The organism is Corallococcus carmarthensis (assembly GCF_003611695.1).
In the GTDB taxonomy this organism is placed as follows: Bacteria; Myxococcota; Myxococcia; order Myxococcales; family Myxococcaceae; genus Corallococcus; species Corallococcus carmarthensis.
In genome coordinates, this window is the sequence record NZ_RAWE01000202.1 from 1 (window position 1) to 18,170 (window position 18,170).

Here is an 18,170-nt window from a genome sequence, read left to right on the forward strand (position 1 = left end):
TCCCCACCCAGCCCGGCACCTGGAGCCCCGCCCGGCGCAGCGCGAACGCCTGCGCGTTGCCCAGCATCGCCCCCGCGACCCCGTAGACCGCCAGCTCCGCGAGCCGGTGCACCACGCCCTGCTCCACCCCGGACAGCCGCCAGATGGCCGCCGACCCCAGCACCGCCTCCAGCAGGCGGGCCCAGTCGTCCGCCTGTACCAGCGGGACGAGCAGCCCCACCACGGTGACCACCGACACCAGGAGGATGTGGACAAGACGAGAGCCCATGGCCGGGCAGTCTGCGCGAGTCCCTCGGTCCAAAGCCATCCACGGAGGCACCTTCCTGCCCGCCGGCCAACGGAGGTGTCGCCCGGTGGAGGTGGATGTACGGCGCGACAGGACCTGGCGGGTTAGACTGAACCCCGGTGCGTTTCGCCTACTACCAACGCCTGTCCCCCGCCGAGCAGCGCGTCTACCGGCGGAGCGACGCCGTCACGGAGGTGCCCCTGCGGACGCCCGCGACGCTGCGGCCCCGGGTGGAGGCGGTGCGCGAGGCGCTGCTCCAGGAGGACCGGACCGCGCTCCAGGCCGCGACACAGGCACTGGCCTCCGCGATGACCGAGCGGCTGGAGGTGGCCGGGGTGGCGGTGGAGGTGCTGGAGACGCGGCCCTCGAACGACGAGGGTGAACTGCACGGGCTCTACACGTGGGCGCCCGGGCAGCGGCCCCGCATCCAGGTGTGGATGCGCACCGCGAAGCGCGGCCGGGGGGTGGCCTTCCGCACGTACCTGCGCACCTTCCTGCACGAGCTCTGTCACCACCTGGACTTCCTCTGGCTGGAGCTCTCCGCCTCCTTCCACACGGAGGGCTTCTTCCAGCGCGAATCGAGCCTCTTCGGGCAGCTGGTGCCCCCGGCGGCCGGGGTAGAACGCCGTGAAGCGGCGGACACTGGGAAATGGAGCACGAGCACAAGGCGCGGCCGGCGGTAGATTGCCGCCCCTATGGCGCATCCCACCGACGACAAGAACTTCCGCCTGCCCACCACCCTCCGTCCGCGCCGCTATCAGGCGACGGTGACCCTGGACCTGGAAGGACGCACCTTCACGGGCGAGCAGCGCGTGGAGCTGGAGCTGACCCAGCCCACGACGGAGATCATCCTCCACGCCAACGCGCTGGAGCTGGGCGAGGTCACCTTGCGCACCGGCAACGACGTGCGCAAGCCCGCGTCCAAGCGCGTGTCGACGGTGAGCGAGACGGTGGTGCTCACGTTCGACGCGCCCCTGCCCGCGGGCAGCGCCACGCTGGACGTCCTGTGGACGGGGCACTTCAGTGACGGCCTGCGCGGGCTGTACGCGGCGGGCAAGGTGGCCGCCACGCAGTTCGAGGCCGCGGACGCGCGGCGGCTGTTCCCCTGTTTCGACGAGCCCGCCTTCAAGGCGCGCTGGGCGCTCACGGTGCGCGTGCCGCAAGGGCACACGGTGCTGGGCAACGGCCGGGTGGTGAAGGACGAGGCGGACGGGGCGCTGCGCAAGGTGACGTTCGAGGAGACGGAGCTGCTCAGCTCGTACCTCATCGCGCTGGTGGTGGGCCCGCTGGTGGGCACGCCGGAGGAGAAGGCGGAAGGCATCGCGGTGCGCACGTGGGCGCTGCCGGAGAAGGCGCACCTGGCGAAGTTCGGGCAGGACGCGGCGCTCCAGGTCCTGCCCCGGCTGCAGGACTACTTCGGGCTGCCGTATGCCTTTGGCAAGGTGGACCAGGTGGGCATCCCGGACTTCGAGGCGGGCGCCATGGAGAACGCCGGCCTCATCACGTACCGGGAGGTGGCGCTGCTGTTGGATCCGGCCACCGCGCCCCTGTCCGTGCAGAAGCGAGTCGCGGAGGTGGTGACGCACGAGCTGGCGCACCAGTGGTTCGGCAACTGGGTGACGATGGTGTGGTGGGACGACCTCTGGCTCAACGAGGCGTTCGCGACGTGGATGGCGTTCAAGATTGTCGACCAGTGGCGGCCGGACTGGCGCATGTGGCTGGACTTCGACGCGCACCGGGCGAGCGCCCTGGCGCTGGACGCGCTCAAGTCCACGCACCCCATCCACGGCGAGGTCCGCAACGCGGGCGAGGCCGGTGAGAGCTTCGACGCCATCACGTATGAGAAGGGCGGCGCGGTGCTGCGGATGATTGAAGGGTTCCTGGGAGAGGGGCCCTTCCGTGAAGGCATCCGGCTGTACATGCGCAAGCACGCGCGCGCGAACGCGGTGAAGGAAGACCTGTGGAACGCGCTGGGCGAGGCGGCGAAGCAGCCGGTGAACGAGCTGGCCACCAAGTGGATTGGCCAGAGCGGCTTCCCGCTGGTGTCGGTGAAGGCGGAGGGCCGGAAGGTGACGCTGTCGCAGCGGCGCTTCTATTCGGAGCCGGGGGTGAAGAGCGCGGAGACATGGCCGGTGCCCATGGTGTTGCGCTTCGAGGACGCGGGCGGGGTGAAGGAGCAGCGCGTGCTCTTCCGCGACGCGCGGACGACGGTGACGCTGGAGGGCACGGGGGACGTGAAGTGGCTGTGCGCCAACGGCGGCTCCACGGGCTTCTACCGGGTGGCGTACGAGAAGCAGGCGCTGGACGCGCTGGCGGCGAACCTGGGGACGCTGGCGCCGTCGGAGCGCATCTCGCTGCTCGCGGACACGTGGGCGCTGGTGCGCGCGGGGCAGGCGCCGGTGGCGGACCTGTTGGACCTGGCGGCGCGCTTCGGGGATGAGGAGGACGAGGCGGTGCTGGACGAGTTGGTCGGGCGGCTCGGCTACATCGAGAACCGGCTGACGGAGGGCGAGGACCAGGAGCGCTTCCGCCGGTGGGTGGAGCAGCTGTTGGGCGGCGGCCTGAAGAAGCTGGGCTGGCAGGCGGCGCAGGGAGAACCGGACCGGGTGCGGCTGCGCCGCGCGGCGCTGGTGCGCGCGGTGGGTGGTCTGGCGCGCAGTCCGGAGGTGCTGGAGCAGGCGAGGCCGCTGGTGGCGCGGATGCTCCAGGGGGACAAGTCCGCGTTGGACGCGAACCTGTTGGACACGGCGGTGGGCATGGTGGCGCGCGCGGGTGACGCGGCGCTCTTCGACGACCTGTTGCAGCGGATGCCGAAGGAGCCGGACCCCGCGACGCAGCGGCGCTACCTGATGGCGCTCACGTCCTTCGAGGACACGAACCTGACGGAGCGGTCGCAGGGGCTGTTGTTCTCGGAGACGGTGAAGACGCAGGACGTGGCGAGCTTCGCGACGGGCCTGTTGGGCAACCGCACCGGGCGCGACGCGTGGTGGGAGCAGCTGCAGAAGCGCTGGAAGGACCTGGTCGGGCGCACGGGAGCGGCGCCCATGCTGCTGCGCCGGGTGGTGGAAGGCCTGGGCCTCTTGCGCACGCGTGAGCATTTGGAGCAGGTGAAGGCACTGCTCCAGGCGAACCCCATTCCGGAGGCGCAGCAGGCCACGGCGCAGACGCTGGAGCGGCTGACGCAGGACGTGGCCCTGCGCGAGCGCGTGGCCCCGGAGGTGGCCGCGTGGCTGAAGCGCCGGCCGTAATGCCCTGAGGGACGCCTCCGGCCGCGCATCTGGAAGTTGCGCGGCCGGGGGGTTCTGGGGATGGTTCGAGATGCCTCGGGGCTTACCCGAGGCGCACTGCACGGCGCCTACCCGTGCGCCAGGACACCGCTGCCATGCCGCCCCCTTCCGCTCCCCTCCTCCCCTCGTTCCGCATCCAGGGGTTCCGAGCGTTCAGGGACCTGGAGATTCCGCGCCTGGGCCGCGTCAATCTGATCGTCGGCAAGAACAACGTGGGGAAGACCACGCTGTTGGAGGCAATCAAGGTCTACGCTGCAGGTATCGAAGCAGCCTATGAGCTTCGAGAACTTCTCGTACGCCGACAAGAGGTCCAGCGAGTCACTTCGCGCGAGGAAAGATTCCAAAGCGTCAACATTTCTCGCGCGTTTTTTCAGCCCGCTACGGCTCCTTCATCCTCGCTACACCTAGGCCCAATCATTCAGGGGAAAAGGCTGTCTCTCCGACTAGGCAGACGGGCATTCCTTAAGGACGACAGCGGTCGCATCTCAAGGAGTCAATTCATTCCGCTGGACGAACAAGATCAGCAGTCCCTGGAGGGCACCGAAGAAGCTCTCCAAATTCGCCTAGGCATTGAAGTCACACGGCATGTTCGCCTGGATGAATTCGTAAGTCTTCGAGGAATCAGTTTCCGAAGACCAGGACAATCAGAGCCTGCAGGCCTGTTTACTTGCCAATACATCCCCGCTCGGGGTATTTCGAGCCCAGACATTGGTCCCTACTGGGACAGCATTGTACTGACTGAGGGCGAGCAATCCGCACTCCAAGCCCTTAGAATTATTGCACCAGACATTGAGCGCATATCCTTGGTTGAAGGTCCCATGGTTCAGGGAATGCGATATGCACTCGTTGCAAGGAAGGGTCACACTGCTCCTGAACCCCTCTACAGTATGGGCGATGGAATGAATCGAATTTTCGAGCTCGCGTTAGGCCTCGTCAATTCGAAGTCAGGGCTCTTCCTAGTTGATGAGGTTGAGAACGGCGTCCACTACTCGGCCCAGGAGCAGCTTTGGCGGTTCATCTTTGAAGCGGCCAGTCAGTTGGGTGTCCAGGTCTTCGCGACGACGCACAGCTGGGACTGCATCGCGGCCTTCCAGAAGGCAGCGTCCTCCCATCCCGAGGACGGAATGCTCATCAGCCTCGCCCAGACTGATGGCGACATCAAAGCCACTGTCTTCAACGAGGGCGACCTGGAGATCATCACCCGGGAATCCATCGAGGTCCGCTGATGCCGCCCAAACCAGAGCGGATCCTCCTGGTGGAAGGGGCGGAAGACCGCGAAGTCGTCTACCACCTCTGCAACCACCACAAGCTCGACAACAAGCAACTCTTCGTTGTTGAAGCCAAGGACGGTTACGAGCGGCTGCGCGACGACTTGAAGGTCCGCCCACGTGTGCCTGGGGTAAAGACCGTCGGCGTCGTTGTCGATGCGGATGAAGACCTCGCCCACCGCTGGCAGTCCCTCCGCGACGTGCTGGAGCACTCCGGTTACACCCAATTGCCAGGGCAGCCTGAAGCCGCCGGCGTCATCATCCCCGCGCAAGGAACACTGCCACGCATCGGTATCTGGATGATGCCCGACAACCAGCTCACCGGAATCCTGGAGGACTTCCTCCAGCAGCTCGTCACGCAGGAAGACGCCCTCCTGCCCGCGGCCTTCAATGCCCTGGACGCTCTCCCTGAGCGCCGCTTCAAGCCTACCTATCGTTCCAAGGCCGCCATCCACACCTGGCTCGCTTGGCAGCAAGAACCGGGCACACCGCTCGGCCAGGCCGTGTCCAAGCATTACCTCCAAGCAGACCACGAACTCGCTCAGCGCTTCGTGGCCTGGATGCGACGCCTGTTCATCCCTGCTCCCGAAATCCCGGCCCCATGAAGACCACGCTCACGCCCGAAGCCACCGCCGCCTCCCGTGAGGCCCTGCGCCGCGCCAACGTGGCGTTCGGCCACACCTACCCGGGCGGTTCCGCCCGGCGCCAGCCCGTGCACACCGTGTACGGCGGCGCCCACCTCTTCCGCGCTGGCACCGCGCGGAAGATGGGGGACCTGGCGCTCGCGGCGCTGCGCGACTACGCCGCTGACGGCTCACAGCTCGCCCATGGCCTGGGTCTGCCCCAGCGCGGTGGCTTCGCCCAGCGCGTCTACGCCCGCGTCGTGGACAAGCTCGAGCGTGAGCCCGTGGAGGACTTCCGCATCGACTTCGAGGATGGCTACGGCCACCGCCCCGACCCGGAAGAGGACGCCCACGCCGTCGCCGCCGCCACGGAGCTTGCCCGCGGCCTGGAGCAGGGCTCGCTCCCGCCGTTCATCGGCATCCGCGTGAAGTCCTTCACGGAGGAGCTGTACTCCCGCGCCTCGCGCACGCTGGACCTCTTCGTCACCACGCTGCTGGAGCAATCCGGTGGCAGGCTGCCTTCGTCCTTCGTCGTCACCCTGCCCAAGGTCACCGTGCCTGAACAGGTGACCGCCCTGGCGACGCTGCTGTCGGAGCTGGAGTCCGCCCACCGCCTGCCCCCCGGCGCTCTCTCCCTGGAGCTGATGGTGGAGACGCCCCAGGCCCTCTTCGACGCGCGTGGACGGCCGCACCTGCGCTCGCTCGTGGAGGCCGGCGAGGGACGCTGCTCCCACGTGCACCTGGGCGTCTACGACTACACCGCCGCCCTGGATGTCAGCGCGCACATGCAGCACATGCTCCACCCCGCCTGCGATTACCTGCGCGACACCGTGCAGGTGCTCCTCGCGGGCAGCGGCGTGCGCCTGTCCGACGGCGCCACCAACCTCATGCCCGTGGGTCCCCACCGCAAACAGGGCGACACCCCGCTCCTGCGCACGCAGCAGCGCGAGAACACCGACGCCGTGCACCGCGCGTGGCAGGTGGCGTACCGGCACACGCGCCACTCGCTGGAGCGCGGCTACTACCAGGGCTGGGACCTGCACCCCGCCCAGCTCCCCGTGCGCTACGCCGCCGTCTACGCCTTCTTCCTGGAGGGCCTGGAACAGGCCTCCCAGCGCCTCAAGGCCTTCGTGGACAAGGCCGCCCAGGCCACCCTCCTGGGCGACGTGTTCGACGACGCCGCCACCGGTCAGGGCCTGCTCAACTTCTTCCTGCGCGGGCTCGCCTGTGGCGCCCTCACGGAAGAGGAAGCCCGCGCCACCGGCCTGACGCTGGAGGAGCTGCGAAGCCGCTCCTTCCGCGCCATCGTCCAGGGCCGCGCGGGCACGTCACGCTGACGCGGGCGGCTCCGCGGGGGGCGCCGCGTCCCGGTGCCCCAGCCACTCGCGTGCGACGGCCACGTCCACCGCGAGGATGCCCAGCAGGAACAGCCACGGCCCCGGCCGCGAGGACAGGCCCGTCAGCGCCCAGACGGTGATGAGGCCCGCGAGCACCGCCGGCACCACTGAAGGCAGTGCCTCCCGCGCGCGCCGCACCGACCCCAGCACGCCCAGCGCCAGCAGCCCCAGCACCACGCCCGTCGCGCCCAACCGGCCGCGCCCCGTCCCAGCCCCCTGCGTGGAGGACGGGAACACCAGCGTGTTGAACTTCCACGTGTCGTTGTCCTGGATGTCCCAGGCGAAGTTGTCGTCGATGGTGATGTTGCGCTCGCGCTGCAGGCGCATCGTGGGCACCAGCGAGCCCGTCCACGCCGAGCTCCACGGCAAGAGCAACCCCACCGCGCACGCCGCCACGCCCGCGAACACCCACCGCTTCAGCCGCACATCCGCCGGCCGCCGCGTGAGCGACGGCTCCGCCAGCGACGAGGCCTTGAACGCCCGCCACTGCACGGAGCCCAGCACCACCGCCGCCAGCACCCACAACAGCGGCGCCACGCCCAGCGCCAGCGACAGGAACGCCTGCGTCACGGTGAGCGCGGTGAACATGGGCAGGAACGCCGGATGCGCGGCCCACTTCACCACCGGCACCAGCGCGTCCGGCAGCTTCCGGCCCGCGGCCACCCACTCGCGCGCGCCCAGCATGCCCGCGCCCACCAGCATCAACACCCCCCACGGCAGCCCCAGCCCACCGCCGAAGAAGGGCAGCACGGGCACCAGCACCGCCGCCGCCACCAGCCCGGAGCCGAGCAACGGCAGCGAGCCCCCGGGCAACCGCTCGCGCAGCCTCGGGTCGTCCAGCACGTCCTGCACCGCGCGGCCCGCCGAGTCCGCCGCCTTCTGGGCCTTGTCCGCCACCTCGTCCATCACGGGCGAACCGGGCGCGTTCACGTCCCCGCCGCAGTGGGGACACGTCCGCGACGACTGGCCTTCAGGGAGCGGCTGACCACAATGCGGGCAGGACATGGGGTGGAGTCCTCCTCAGGTGAAACAGGAGCGCGAAAGCCTACACCGCGCCCCCGTTGCATCCATGAACCATCACCCGGCCCCGGCGCTTCGCACCCGGCGCACGGACGCCTCCTACCAGAGCATGTCCTGGTCCTCGGTGACGCCGGGGACGTTGGACAGCTTCAGCTCCTGGCCGCCCACGCGCAGGGTGCCCTCGAAGAAGCCCACGGGCTGGGCGAAGTGGCTCACCACGAGGCGCAGGTTGCGCTCCTCGCGGTGCACGTAGATGGGCTTGAAGCGCAGGTCCACCGCGCCGTCCTCCGTCGTCAGGCGCCACGGGTCCAGCAGCTCCTTGGCGTCGTACTCGAAGCGCGCGCGGCCCACGGGGTAGAGCCGGTCCCCCAGCCAGACGGCGTTCTCGTTGGCCTCGGTGGCGCCCTCGTTGAAGCCCTCCACCAGGTTGAGGCCCACGGGCGTGCCGTCCGGCAGCCGGCCGGCCGCGAAGGCCCAGCGCCAGGCGGTGTGCCGCGCCAGGTAGCCCTGCGTGTAGTCCATGCCGCCCACGCCGCCGTCCAACCGGAAGCGCCGGCCACCCGCCTCCAGGCTGCCGAAGGCCAGGAGGCCGCTGCGCTTCTGGGTGACGTTGACCAGCCCGTCGCCCTCCACCGGCGCGATGACGGTGAGGGCCGGCGGGCCGCCCGCCACCAGCAGCTCGCCGTTCCACTGGAACGACTGGAGCGACTGCGTGCGCATGCGGCTGACGTCCACCTCCACCTGATAGCGCTCGTCGGACTCGCCGCGCTTCACGGACATGCGTCCGCCCAGCGTGCGGAAGGCCGCGACGAGCCCCGCGCCCGGCTTGTCACTCACCTCCGCGAGCGGCCCGGGCACGCCCAGGAAGCTCACGTCGCACAGGGGCTTCTTCTCCTGGAGGTCCACCGCCACCGCGAAGGCGTTGGCCGTGTAGCCCAGGTCCACCACCGCGAAGAGGGCCGCCACCTCCTGCGTGGCGACGAAGGTGTAGTGCCAGCGCTTGCGCTTCAAGAGCCGCGTGGTTCGCCCCGGAGCCCACTTCCCCAACAGCCGGGGCAGGTCCACCTCCGGCAGCTCTCCCTGATACGTACCGAACCGCGGTTCCCCTTCCGTGGAGGCCACCGAAGCCGGGGCGAAGGGCAGCAAGGCTTCTCGTTCACGCTCAAGCGTCATCGCGAAACATTGGACGGCACTTCGCCGCCCCTGTCACGTGAACACGCTGGCCAAGTTGTGCCCCGAAGACACTCGGGGCCGCCGAGCCTGCCCGCTAGCTCCTGCCGAAGATGATGCGCTCCTGGGTCAACAGACGCGTGGTGAAGCGCAGGGCCGCCGCCGCAACCACCACGCAGGAGATGAACGCGAGCAGGAAGGGCACCGGCCCCAGCGACTCGCCGCGCATCACCTCGCCCGCGAGCAGTTCCTGCCCCAGCACCGGCACCGCGAACATCCACGTCTGCGTCTGGATGGGAGACAGGGCCAGCATCATTCCGGGCAGCGTGGGCAGCACCATCAGGAGCGACAGGTACGTCTGCGCCTCCTTGAACGACCGTGCATAGGTGGACACCCACATCTGCACGGCGGACGCGGACAGCACCAGCGGCAGCACCGCGGCCAGCATGCCCAGCGCGGCCGGCATGTCGAAGCGGGCGCGCACGCCCAGGTCCTCCAGCGGCACGCGCTTCACCACCAGGAAGTAACCCACCAGACACAAGATCACGCCCGTGCCCGCCATGGCGCAGGTGGCCAGCCACTTGCCCGCCACCAACGCGCCGCGCGGGGCGGGGTTGAGCAAGAGGGGCTCCAGCGAGCCGCGCTCGCGCTCGCCCGCCATGGTGTCGCTGGCCAGCTGCATGCCGCCCGCGAACGCCGCCATCACCAGGAACAGCGGGATGGTGGTGAGCACCGTGGCCGCGGTGCGCTCGGGCGTGGACAAATCCAGTTCGTCCACGCGCACGGGCACCGCCAGCTCCGGGGACACGCCGCGCGCGAACAGGCGCTGGCTGCCGGTCTGCTGCGAGTACACCGCCAGCATCCGCTGCGCGCGCTGCACGGAGTGGCGGGCCTTGTTGCGCGAGCTGTCCACCACCAGCCGCACCGCGGCGGTGTGCCCGTCCGTGAAGTCCTGCGCGTAGTCGTCCGGCACCACCAGCACCACGTCCAGCTTCCCAGCCTGCACCAGCGCCTCGTAGTCCTGGGGCGCCTCTGACAACTTCGCGCCGTAGCGCTCCAGGAAGGCCATCAGGCTGGGCGCGTGCTCGCGGCCCACCACGGGCATCTCCAGTGGCCGGTCCTGCCGGTACCAGGAGGCCATCACGTTGAACATCACCAGGAACACCAGCGGGCCCAACAGCGGCCACATCACCGCGGTGCCCAGCGTGCGTCTGTCTCTCAGGTGGTCGCGCACCTCCTTGCGCAGCACCGTTCCGACCTGGCCCCTCATTCGCGCAACCCCTGCTCGCTGCCAATCACGCTCACGAAGGCTTCCTCCAGGCTGTCCTTGCCGGTGCTCGCGCGCAGCGCGTCCGCCGTCCCGTCCGCCACCACCCGCCCGCGCGCCACCACCACGATGCGGTCACACAGCGCGGCCACCTCCTGCATCACGTGGCTGGAGAACACCACGCAGCAGCCCTGCGCCTTCAGCTTGCGCAGGAGCGTGCGCACGGACCGCGTGGCCATCACGTCCAGGCCGTTGGTGGGCTCGTCCAGGAGCACGTTGCGAGGCCCGTGCACCAGCGCGCGCGCCAGCGCCACCTTCACGCGCTCACCCTGGCTGAAGCCCTCCGTGCGCCGGTCCGCGATGTCCTTCATGTCCAGCAGCTCCACCAGCTCGTCCACGCGCGCATCCAGCGCGGCGCCGGACAGCCCGTGCAGCTCGCCGAAGTACCGCGCGTGTTCGCGCGCGGTGAGGCGCGGGTAGAGGCCGCGCGCGTCGGGCAGCACGCCCAGCGCGCGCCGGGCCACCTCCGGCTTCTGCGCCACGTCCACGCCGTCCACGGTGGCGGTGCCGCCGTCCGGGCGCACCAGCGTGTAGAGCATGCGCAGCGTCGTGGTCTTGCCCGCGCCGTTGGGGCCCAGGAGGCCCGTGATGACGCCGTCCTCCGCGGTGAAGGACACGTCATGGACGGCCGTCACGGAGCCGAAGCGCTTGTGCAGATTCTTGGCTTCAATCATGGGCGCTTGAGAGTCCTACGGCACGGGGCCAGCGAAGGAGGTGAAGAAGGGCGGCCGCTTGAGGCCCGCGCCACAGTCCGGCGTCAGGCCCTCCACGCTGCCGCGCGTGAGCACCTCCGCCATCAACGTGCGCGCGCAGTCCGCACCCACCGTGTTGTGCCCCAGCCCCGGCACCACCACGTGCAGGCTGTGCGTCAGCGTCCGCTTCGCCTCCTCGCCCCAGGGCGGCGGCGTCACGGGGTCCAGCTCCCCGGACAACAGCAGCGTGGGGATGTCCGACTTCACCGGCTCGCGGAAGCTCTTGGGCACGTTCGACTGCGGCCACTTCGCGCACGCGCGCTTCACGTCCAGCGCCATGCGTGAGCCGAACCAGGTGCCCTTCGCCTCGCGCTCGGCGTCCTCCTCCGTGAAGAAGGGCGCGTCCTCCGCGCACACTACCGCCAGGAACATGCCCCGGCTGGTGGTGCGGGCCACCTCGTCGGTGAGCCCCAGCGACAGCGCGACGAAGGACGTCCAGTCATCCCGGGTGGCGCGGTCCAGCATCAGCGGCACGAGCGACGCGACGTCCGGGCTGTAGAGCAACGAAAACAGCTCCGACAGGAAGACGCGCCGGGTGAGCGTGAAGTCCCCCGGCACGCCCGTGCGCGGGTGCGCCAGGTGCACCTTCGCGGGAGCGGCCTCCAGCCTCGCGAGCAGCGCCTCCGTGCGGGCCCTCAAGTCCGGGTATGCCTTCGCGCAGACGCCGTCCTTCGCGCACGCATCCAGCAGCAGGTCCAGGGCGCGCTGGCCGTCGCGCGCGGCGTACAGCGGCAGGTACTGCCCCATGGGGGCCACGCCATCCAGGATGGCGGTGCGCACGCGGTCCGGATGCTGGCGCATGTACACCAGCGCCGCGCGCGTCCCGTAGGAGATGCCCCACAGGTTCACCTGGCGGTAGCCCAGCGCCGCGCGCACGTCGTCCAGGTCATCCATGGCGATGGCCGTGGTGTAGAGCCGCTCGTCCGCGTCCCAGCCCTTGCGGCACTGGGGAATCACGTCCGCGTCCTCGCGGTCCTCGAAGCGCTCCGCCAGCGACGCGCGCGACGGGTTCAACGCCTCGCAATCCAACGGGTGCGAGTCCCCCGTGCCGCGCTGGTCCACGAAGACGATGTCGCGCTGGCGCCGGATGCGCTCCAGCGCGGGAAGGATGCGCGTGCGAGAGGCCGCCTGGCCGGGGCCACCCGCGAGGAAGAACAGCGGATCCTCCTTCGGCTGCGACGCGAGCGCGGGCACCACCACCACGCGCAGGGACAGCTTGCGCCCCTTCGCCGCGGCGCGGTCCTCGAAGACCTCCAACGTGCCGCACAGCGTCTGCGCGGCCACGCCGTCCAGCCGGCACGGCTTCAGGGCCATCCGCCGCGCGTCGCCAGGGCTCGAGCCGGAGCCAGGGCTCGAGCCGGAGCCCGCCTTGGGCTCGGCACCGGACTGGGAGCAGCCCGCCAGTGACAGCGCCGCCAGCACCGCCAGCGCGAGCCACCTCCCCGGGCGGCTTCCCGGTGGGGCGGCGAGGGGGTGAGACAAGATGCCACCTGTCACGAGGGGCCAACCTCCAGCACGGGGGAGTCCTCCTGGCGCATACCATTGGCGTGCGGAAGGTGCACCCGTCGAGGCCCCGACACGCGCGGCGATTGAATGCGCGCGAACGCGGGGCGTCCTCTGCTACGCCCATGCCCATGAAGAAACGCGCGTTCCTGGTCCTCTTCGCCCTGTCGCTCACCACGCTCTCTGGCTGTGCCGCGCTGCAGAGCCTGCTCAACGGCGCCTTCAAGAAGCCCACCCTGCGCTTCAAGACGGCCCGGTTGGCGAGCGCCTCCCTGTCCGACGCCACGGTGGACCTGGTGTACGAGCTGGACAACCCCAACAGCCTGGGCCTGAAGCTGGCATCGGTGGACTACGCCTTCTTCGTGGAGGGCAAGCAGGTGGTGGCCGGCAAGCCCCGGAGCGGCGTGAACCTCAAGTCCAACGGCAAGAGCGAGCTGGTCTTCCCCGCCAACGTGAAGTTCGCGGACGTCGCGCCGGTGGTGACCACGTTCCTCAACAAGGACGCCGCGGCCTTCAAGGCGCAGGGCTCGCTGGGCATCCAGACGCCGCTGGGCGTGCTGAAGTTCCCCCTGGAGAAGGAGGGCACGTTCCCCGTCCCCAAGATTCCCCAGGTGCAGTTCCAGGCGCCGCGCATCACGAACGTCACGCTGAGCGGGGCCACGGTGGAGTTCCCCCTGGCCATCACCAACCGCAACGCCTTCCCCCTGCCGGTGGCGGGCATCACCGGAGCGCTCAAGGTGGCGGGGGCCAACGTGGGCAACCTGTCCACGGGCAACCTGGGCATGCTGGACGGCAGCGGGACCAAGCAGGTGACACTGCCTTTGACCATCAACTTCGCGAGCGCCGCGTCCGCGGCCATGGCCCTGCGCTCGGGCGGCAATGCGCAGGTGAGCCTGACGGGCAACCTGACGTCGGACGCGCAGTCCGTGCCCCTGAACCTGAGCCAGCTCGTGAATTTCACGAAGTAGGGGGAGGGCGTGCAGGGGAGCAGGCGGTGCGCGGGACACCGGGATGTTGTCCCCGGGAAGGGGAGCCGTTACGGTTGCGCCGCTTCCCGAGGGCCCCCCATGCGCCGCATCCTCTTCAAGTCCAAGATCCACCGCGCGACGGTGACCCAGGCCGACCTCGACTACGAGGGTTCGGTGACCATCGACAAAGACCTGCTGAAGGCGGCGGACATCCTCCCCTTCGAGAAGGTCGCGGTGTGGAACGTCACGCGCGGCACCCGCCTGGAGACCTACGCCCTGGAGGGCGAGTCCGGCAGCGGCGTCATCTGCATCAACGGCGCGGCCGCGCACCTCAACCAGCCGGGCGACCTGGTCATCCTGGCCACCTTCGCGGAGGTCGAGGAGGCGGAGGTCGCGAACTGGAAGCCCACGGTCGTCTTCGTGGACGGCAAGAACCGGGCGGTTCCTGGCATCACCGAGGAAATCCCCGGGCCCGCGCGCCGTATCGCGTAGGGACGCGACAGGGCTTTCCACTCCGGCACCTTTTGCCGCCCCTGCCCTGTCTGCCATGCTTCCCGCCCTTTCCTTCAGGCGCGGGAGCGCGGCGACGCGCGTCCCGGAGGCGATGACACGATGAGGTGGACGTGGGCGGGCCTGGTGGCCCTGGTGGCGGTGGCGGGGTGCAAGTCGGTGGGGCCGTATCAGCGCGACCCCAACGACGAGGACGCGCTCAGCTCCAACGTGCCGGTCATCCGCTCGCCCGCGCAGGATCGCTGCGCGGCGCTGGGCAACGCCTCCGTGCGCGGCGGCTGTGACGACGCGCTCTACCTGGCCAGTGAGTACGCCCGGCGCCTGGCGGTGGGGGACGAGGTGTGCCTGGAGGGCGGCTTCGGCGAGGAGCCGGGCGCGGCTTGCAGGGCGCGCGCGGCGGTCATCGACACGGGGCCCAACCGGGTGAAGCTGGAGGTGCGCTCGGCGCGTCCGGACTCGCGGTGGTTCAAGTCGGAGATGCGACACGCCTGGTACGAAGAAGGCGCGCTGGTGGACCTGTATCTGGCTGAACGGGGTTACTAGAGACGACGGGCCGCGCGCATCGCGGCCCAAAGGAGGAGGACATGGCCTTCTACGACGGCGTGACGGAGCGGCTGGGCTTCATGAAGAAGCTGACCCCCGCGGAGCTGAAGAAGCTGGGGGCGCTGCGTCTGTCGGACCTCATCCAGGGGGAGATTGGCCGGGCGCGCGTGCGCGTGGCGGCGCTGGAGAAGCGCTACCCGTCCGCGACGACCAAGGAGCTGGCGCAGCGGCTGGTGGATGAGAAGAAGAGCCTCGCGGGCATGGTGGGCGGCGTGAGCGGCGTGTTCGGGCTCATCTCCTTGCCGGCGGACCTGACGTTCATGGCGTACCTGCAGCTCATCCTGCTGACGGACGTGGCCACGCTCTACAAGGCGAACCTCAAGACGGACCGCGCGCGCGGGGAGCTGTTGGACTTGTTCGGCTACGCCAACGGGCTGGGGCCGCTGCACCGCTCCGGGCCGAAGGTGCTGGGGAAGCTGGCGGCGCTGCTGCTCGCGAAGGGCGGCATGACGACGCTGGGCCGCGCGATGCCGCTGGTCGCGGCGCCCATCACGGCGTACCTCAACAACCAGCACATCCAGATGGTGGGTGAGCAGGCCGTGCGCTTCTACGAAGGCTTCGACAAGGCACACGCGAAGGCGCGGACCGCGAAGCGCAAGGCGGCGAGCGGGGAGTGACGGTCGGGCATGGCCCTGGCGTGTTAGGATTGCGGAAGCAAGGCCTGACACGTTGGGGGGCAGTCAGTGAGTACGCCTACTGAGTCGGTTCTCGAATCCATCGCGCTCGTTGTGACGCCGGAAACGGCTCCGCGTGAAGTCCCTCGTTGGCAGGCGATGGCAACGCTGCTCACGCCAGGGCTGGCACTCTCTACGAGTCGTGCCATTCCCAAGGGCACCTCGCATGCCCGCGTCCGTGTCGCCAGCAGAATGGGAGTCTCCGCGACAGTCAGTGTCGTGGGACGAGATGAGCCAAGGGATCTCGTCCTCCTTGAGCTCTTGAATGAGGATGGTCCCTTTCCGGTTCCGCCCGCGCTGACCTTCCACCTTCCGTCCGAGGGGGCTGCTTGGCGGAGCACGGTGATGCAGACGCAGGAACAAGGATGGGTTGAACAATCGGTATTCGGTTCCGTGGCTTCGGTTGAGAGAAGTGGCCTGTTGAGTTTGCAGGTCCGGGGCCCTCTACACGCACTCGGCATCAATGGCTCTCCTGTCGTTTCGGATGGCGTCTTGGTGGGGGTTTTCCGCGTACCGCCGGGCAGCACCTCTTCATCACTGTTTCAGGCCATTCCCATCACAAGTCTGAAGGAAAGCCCTCTTTGGACCATCATCCAGGAGCGCCTCGCACCTGATGCGGAAGGAGATGCATGGGGCCGGCAGAACCTTACTGACCATCGGTTGTTCGAAAGGATGTCACCGTCCGCACGACAGGCCCTCGCGGTCGCGGATGGCATGCGCCGGGCCGTCCAGAGTCCCTGGCCCAAGATCTTCCTGGAGTACCTCGTCACCGCGCTCGCGGAAGAGGCGGGCGGTCCCCTTCCCGAGCTGTTGCGGCGCAAGGACATCCCTCACAGCGAGCTGACGGCGCTCGTCCAGAACACCAGCCGCACCGACATTCCTCGCAGCGGAAGCTACGAAGTCACTCCGCTGGAAACCCTTCCAGAGCTTTCCTCCTACGCTCGCGAAGCCCTGGAGTTCGCCGCGAAGGCAGCCGACGCGCACCGTTCGGATCAAATCGAAAGCACGCACCTGTTCCACGGTGTCCTCTCCGTCAGCGAAAGCCCGCTCGTCCAGGTGATGGCGGCCCTGGGACTGAGCCGGGAGGACATTCCCTTCGCGCCCGTCAACGAACCGCTCCTCGTGGGCTTCCGCCCAGATGACCTCCAGGGCGAGGACCGCCTGGGCATCGACTCGGAAGTGCAGGCCCTGGTCTCCGTCCTGGCCGCCCAGGACGTGGAGCCCCCATTGTCCCTTGGGCTCTTCGGCGACTGGGGCAGCGGCAAGAGCTTCTTCATGCGACGGCTGGAGAAGTCGATCGACGCCGTCGCGGCGAAGGCGGCACCGGGCTACTGCGAGAAGATCGTCCAGATCCGCTTCAACGCCTGGAGCTACATCGACACGCAGAACCTCTGGGCCAGCCTGACCTCGGAGATCTTCGAACAGCTCGCCCAGAAGCTCTCTAGCGGAGACACCGTCACCGCCGCCACGAAGCGGGCCCAGTTGCTCGCCGCCACGGACAGCTCGCGCAACGTGCTGGCCGAAGCTCAGAAGCAGAAGGACTCCGTCGCGCTCAGCCTGCGTCAGAGCGAGGAACGGCTCCAGAAGCTGGAGCACGCGGAGGAAGAGCTCCGCTCCGACCTGCGCGACGTGAAGCTGAACCGGACCACCCTCCAGCGCATCATGGAGACCACGGGACTCCAGAAGCAGGCGGAGGAGCTCTCCGCGAAGCTCCAGCTTCCCCTGAAGCAGGCACTGACCCCGGAGGGCATCGAACAGCTCCTGGAGCTGCGCAACCTTTCCGGACGCCTGCGTGCCTTCTGGCAATCGCTGGCGGCCAGGCCCTCCGGAGAACGGCGGAACTTCCTGCTGTTGTTGCTCCTGTGCCTGGGCCTTCCCCTGCTGGCACTGCTGGTGGCCCCTCGCTTCATCGAGGCCTGGAAGGAGCTGTGCGGATTCCTGGGCGTCGCGGGCATCGCGGGGCTCGTGCTGAAACTCCGGCCCTTCCTCGAAGCGGCGAAGACGGCGGCGAAGGAGCTGGAGACCGCCTGGAACGCGGCCACCACGCAAATCGAAGAACGGAAGCAGGCACGGCGCACGGAGATCGAAGCGGAGCGCAAGGCCCTCACCCTTCAGGTGGATCAAGCCCAGAAGTCCGTGGACGAAGCCACCGAAGCGCTGCGCGCCGTGGAAGCCCAGCTCGATGCCTTGCGCGCGGACCGGCAGGTCTCCGACTTCATCCGCAAGCGGCACCAGAGCACCGACTACACCCAGCATCTGGGCGTCATCGCTCGCGCCCACCAGGACTTCGAACGGCTCACCGAGTTGCTCAAGGCGGCCCGCGAGGAACGTTCGAGCGCCCCCTCCGACCTGCCGCGCATCGACCGCATCATCCTCTACATCGACGACCTGGACCGCTGCCCGGAGGACAAGGTCGTCGAGGTGCTCCAGGCGGTCCACCTCCTCCTCGCCTTCGAGCTGTTCGTCGTCGTGGTCGGCGTGGATTCACGCTGGCTGCTGCATTCGCTCCAGCAACACTCCGCCGTCTTCCAGTCCTCGCTCCGCAAGGACAGCGGCATGTCCCGGGAGGAGCAGCACCACTGGCAGTCCACGCCCCTCAACTACCTGGAGAAGATCTTCCAGATTCCCTACGCCCTGCGCGTCATGGAACCGGAAGGCTTCGGCTCCCTCATCGATGACCTGACCCAGGCCGCCTCCGAAGCGCTGGCACCCATCCAGGCACCGCTCAAAGATGCCGCGTCCCAGCCAGCCCTCCCCGCGCCCGCGGCACTCACCCCCGAAC

16 protein-coding genes are annotated in these 18,170 nt (G+C 69.0%); 10 read left to right on the plus strand and 6 right to left on the minus strand.

The genetic code is table 11. The features are described 5' to 3' along the window. Window positions 1-268 (minus strand): hypothetical protein (locus D7X32_RS34950; RefSeq protein ID WP_147450386.1); only part of this gene is annotated, 268 nt, incomplete at its 3' end. A gap of 137 nt (window positions 269-405) precedes the next feature. On the opposite strand from D7X32_RS34950, the gene D7X32_RS34955 reads away from it, so the two are divergent. The 5 genes from D7X32_RS34955 to D7X32_RS34975 all read left to right on the plus strand — a co-directional run bounded on the left by D7X32_RS34955 (window position 406) and on the right by D7X32_RS34975 (window position 6,801). Then, window positions 406-969 (plus strand): hypothetical protein, encoded by a 564-nt coding sequence (locus tag D7X32_RS34955; protein WP_120606907.1) that lies wholly within the window; start codon window positions 406-408, stop codon window positions 967-969. A gap of 12 nt (window positions 970-981) precedes the next feature. Then, entirely contained in the window at window positions 982-3,534 is a 2,553-nt protein-coding gene (locus D7X32_RS34960) for a M1 family metallopeptidase (protein WP_120606908.1), read from the plus strand. Window positions 3,535-3,668: 134 nt separating this feature from the next. Then, entirely contained in the window at window positions 3,669-4,799 is a 1,131-nt protein-coding gene (locus D7X32_RS34965) for an AAA family ATPase (protein ID WP_120606909.1), read from the plus strand. Further along, the gene (locus tag D7X32_RS34970) at window positions 4,799-5,446 is read left to right on the plus strand and encodes a DUF3226 domain-containing protein (RefSeq protein WP_120606910.1); all 648 of its coding nucleotides are present in this window, start codon (window positions 4,799-4,801) and stop codon (window positions 5,444-5,446) included. Before D7X32_RS34965 ends, D7X32_RS34970 begins: the two co-directional genes overlap by 1 nt. Further along, window positions 5,443-6,801, plus strand: a complete 1,359-nt coding sequence (locus D7X32_RS34975) for a DUF6986 family protein (RefSeq protein ID WP_120606911.1) — start codon at window positions 5,443-5,445, stop codon at window positions 6,799-6,801. Before D7X32_RS34970 ends, D7X32_RS34975 begins: the two co-directional genes overlap by 4 nt. On the opposite strand, the gene D7X32_RS34980 is transcribed toward D7X32_RS34975, so the two are convergent. From D7X32_RS34980 to D7X32_RS35000, 5 genes are all read right to left on the minus strand, one after another. After that, a complete protein-coding gene (locus D7X32_RS34980; RefSeq protein ID WP_147450387.1) occupies window positions 6,793-7,866 on the minus strand; it encodes a zinc ribbon domain-containing protein in 1,074 nt (357 codons plus the stop codon). The genes D7X32_RS34975 and D7X32_RS34980 overlap by 9 nt on opposite strands. Before the next feature lie 114 nt (window positions 7,867-7,980). Next, window positions 7,981-9,054, minus strand: a complete 1,074-nt coding sequence (locus tag D7X32_RS34985) for a DUF2804 domain-containing protein (RefSeq protein ID WP_120606913.1) — start codon at window positions 9,052-9,054, stop codon at window positions 7,981-7,983. 94 nt (window positions 9,055-9,148) lie between these two features. Then, window positions 9,149-10,321 (minus strand): ABC transporter permease, encoded by a 1,173-nt coding sequence (locus tag D7X32_RS34990; protein ID WP_120606914.1) that lies wholly within the window; start codon window positions 10,319-10,321, stop codon window positions 9,149-9,151. Further along, window positions 10,318-11,052 carry an ABC transporter ATP-binding protein gene (locus D7X32_RS34995; RefSeq protein ID WP_120606915.1) on the minus strand — a complete coding sequence of 245 codons (735 nt, stop codon included), beginning with the start codon at window positions 11,050-11,052 and terminating at the stop codon, window positions 10,318-10,320. The genes D7X32_RS34990 and D7X32_RS34995 overlap by 4 nt, the downstream gene beginning before the upstream one ends. A 15-nt stretch (window positions 11,053-11,067) precedes the next feature. Beyond that, complete coding sequence (locus tag D7X32_RS35000) at window positions 11,068-12,615, minus strand: alpha/beta hydrolase (RefSeq protein WP_439329036.1); 1,548 nt, start codon at window positions 12,613-12,615, stop codon at window positions 11,068-11,070. 143 nt (window positions 12,616-12,758) lie between these two features. On the opposite strand from D7X32_RS35000, the gene D7X32_RS35005 reads away from it, so the two are divergent. From D7X32_RS35005 to D7X32_RS35025, 5 genes are all read left to right on the plus strand, one after another. Beyond that, window positions 12,759-13,601: an LEA/WHy family protein gene (locus D7X32_RS35005; RefSeq protein WP_120606917.1), complete on the plus strand. Its 843-nt coding sequence runs from the start codon at window positions 12,759-12,761 to the stop codon at window positions 13,599-13,601. A 99-nt stretch (window positions 13,602-13,700) separates the two neighbouring features. Then, a complete protein-coding gene (gene panD, locus D7X32_RS35010) occupies window positions 13,701-14,093 on the plus strand; it encodes an aspartate 1-decarboxylase (protein ID WP_120606918.1) in 393 nt (130 codons plus the stop codon). Between the two features lie 120 nt (window positions 14,094-14,213). Next, the gene (locus D7X32_RS35015; RefSeq protein WP_120606919.1) at window positions 14,214-14,654 is read left to right on the plus strand and encodes a hypothetical protein; all 441 of its coding nucleotides are present in this window, start codon (window positions 14,214-14,216) and stop codon (window positions 14,652-14,654) included. Window positions 14,655-14,695: 41 nt separating this feature from the next. After that, window positions 14,696-15,331 (plus strand): EcsC family protein, encoded by a 636-nt coding sequence (locus tag D7X32_RS35020; protein WP_120606920.1) that lies wholly within the window; start codon window positions 14,696-14,698, stop codon window positions 15,329-15,331. A gap of 771 nt (window positions 15,332-16,102) precedes the next feature. Then, a partial coding sequence (locus D7X32_RS35025) for a P-loop NTPase fold protein (protein WP_208752636.1) occupies window positions 16,103-18,170 on the plus strand: 2,068 nt, incomplete at its 3' end.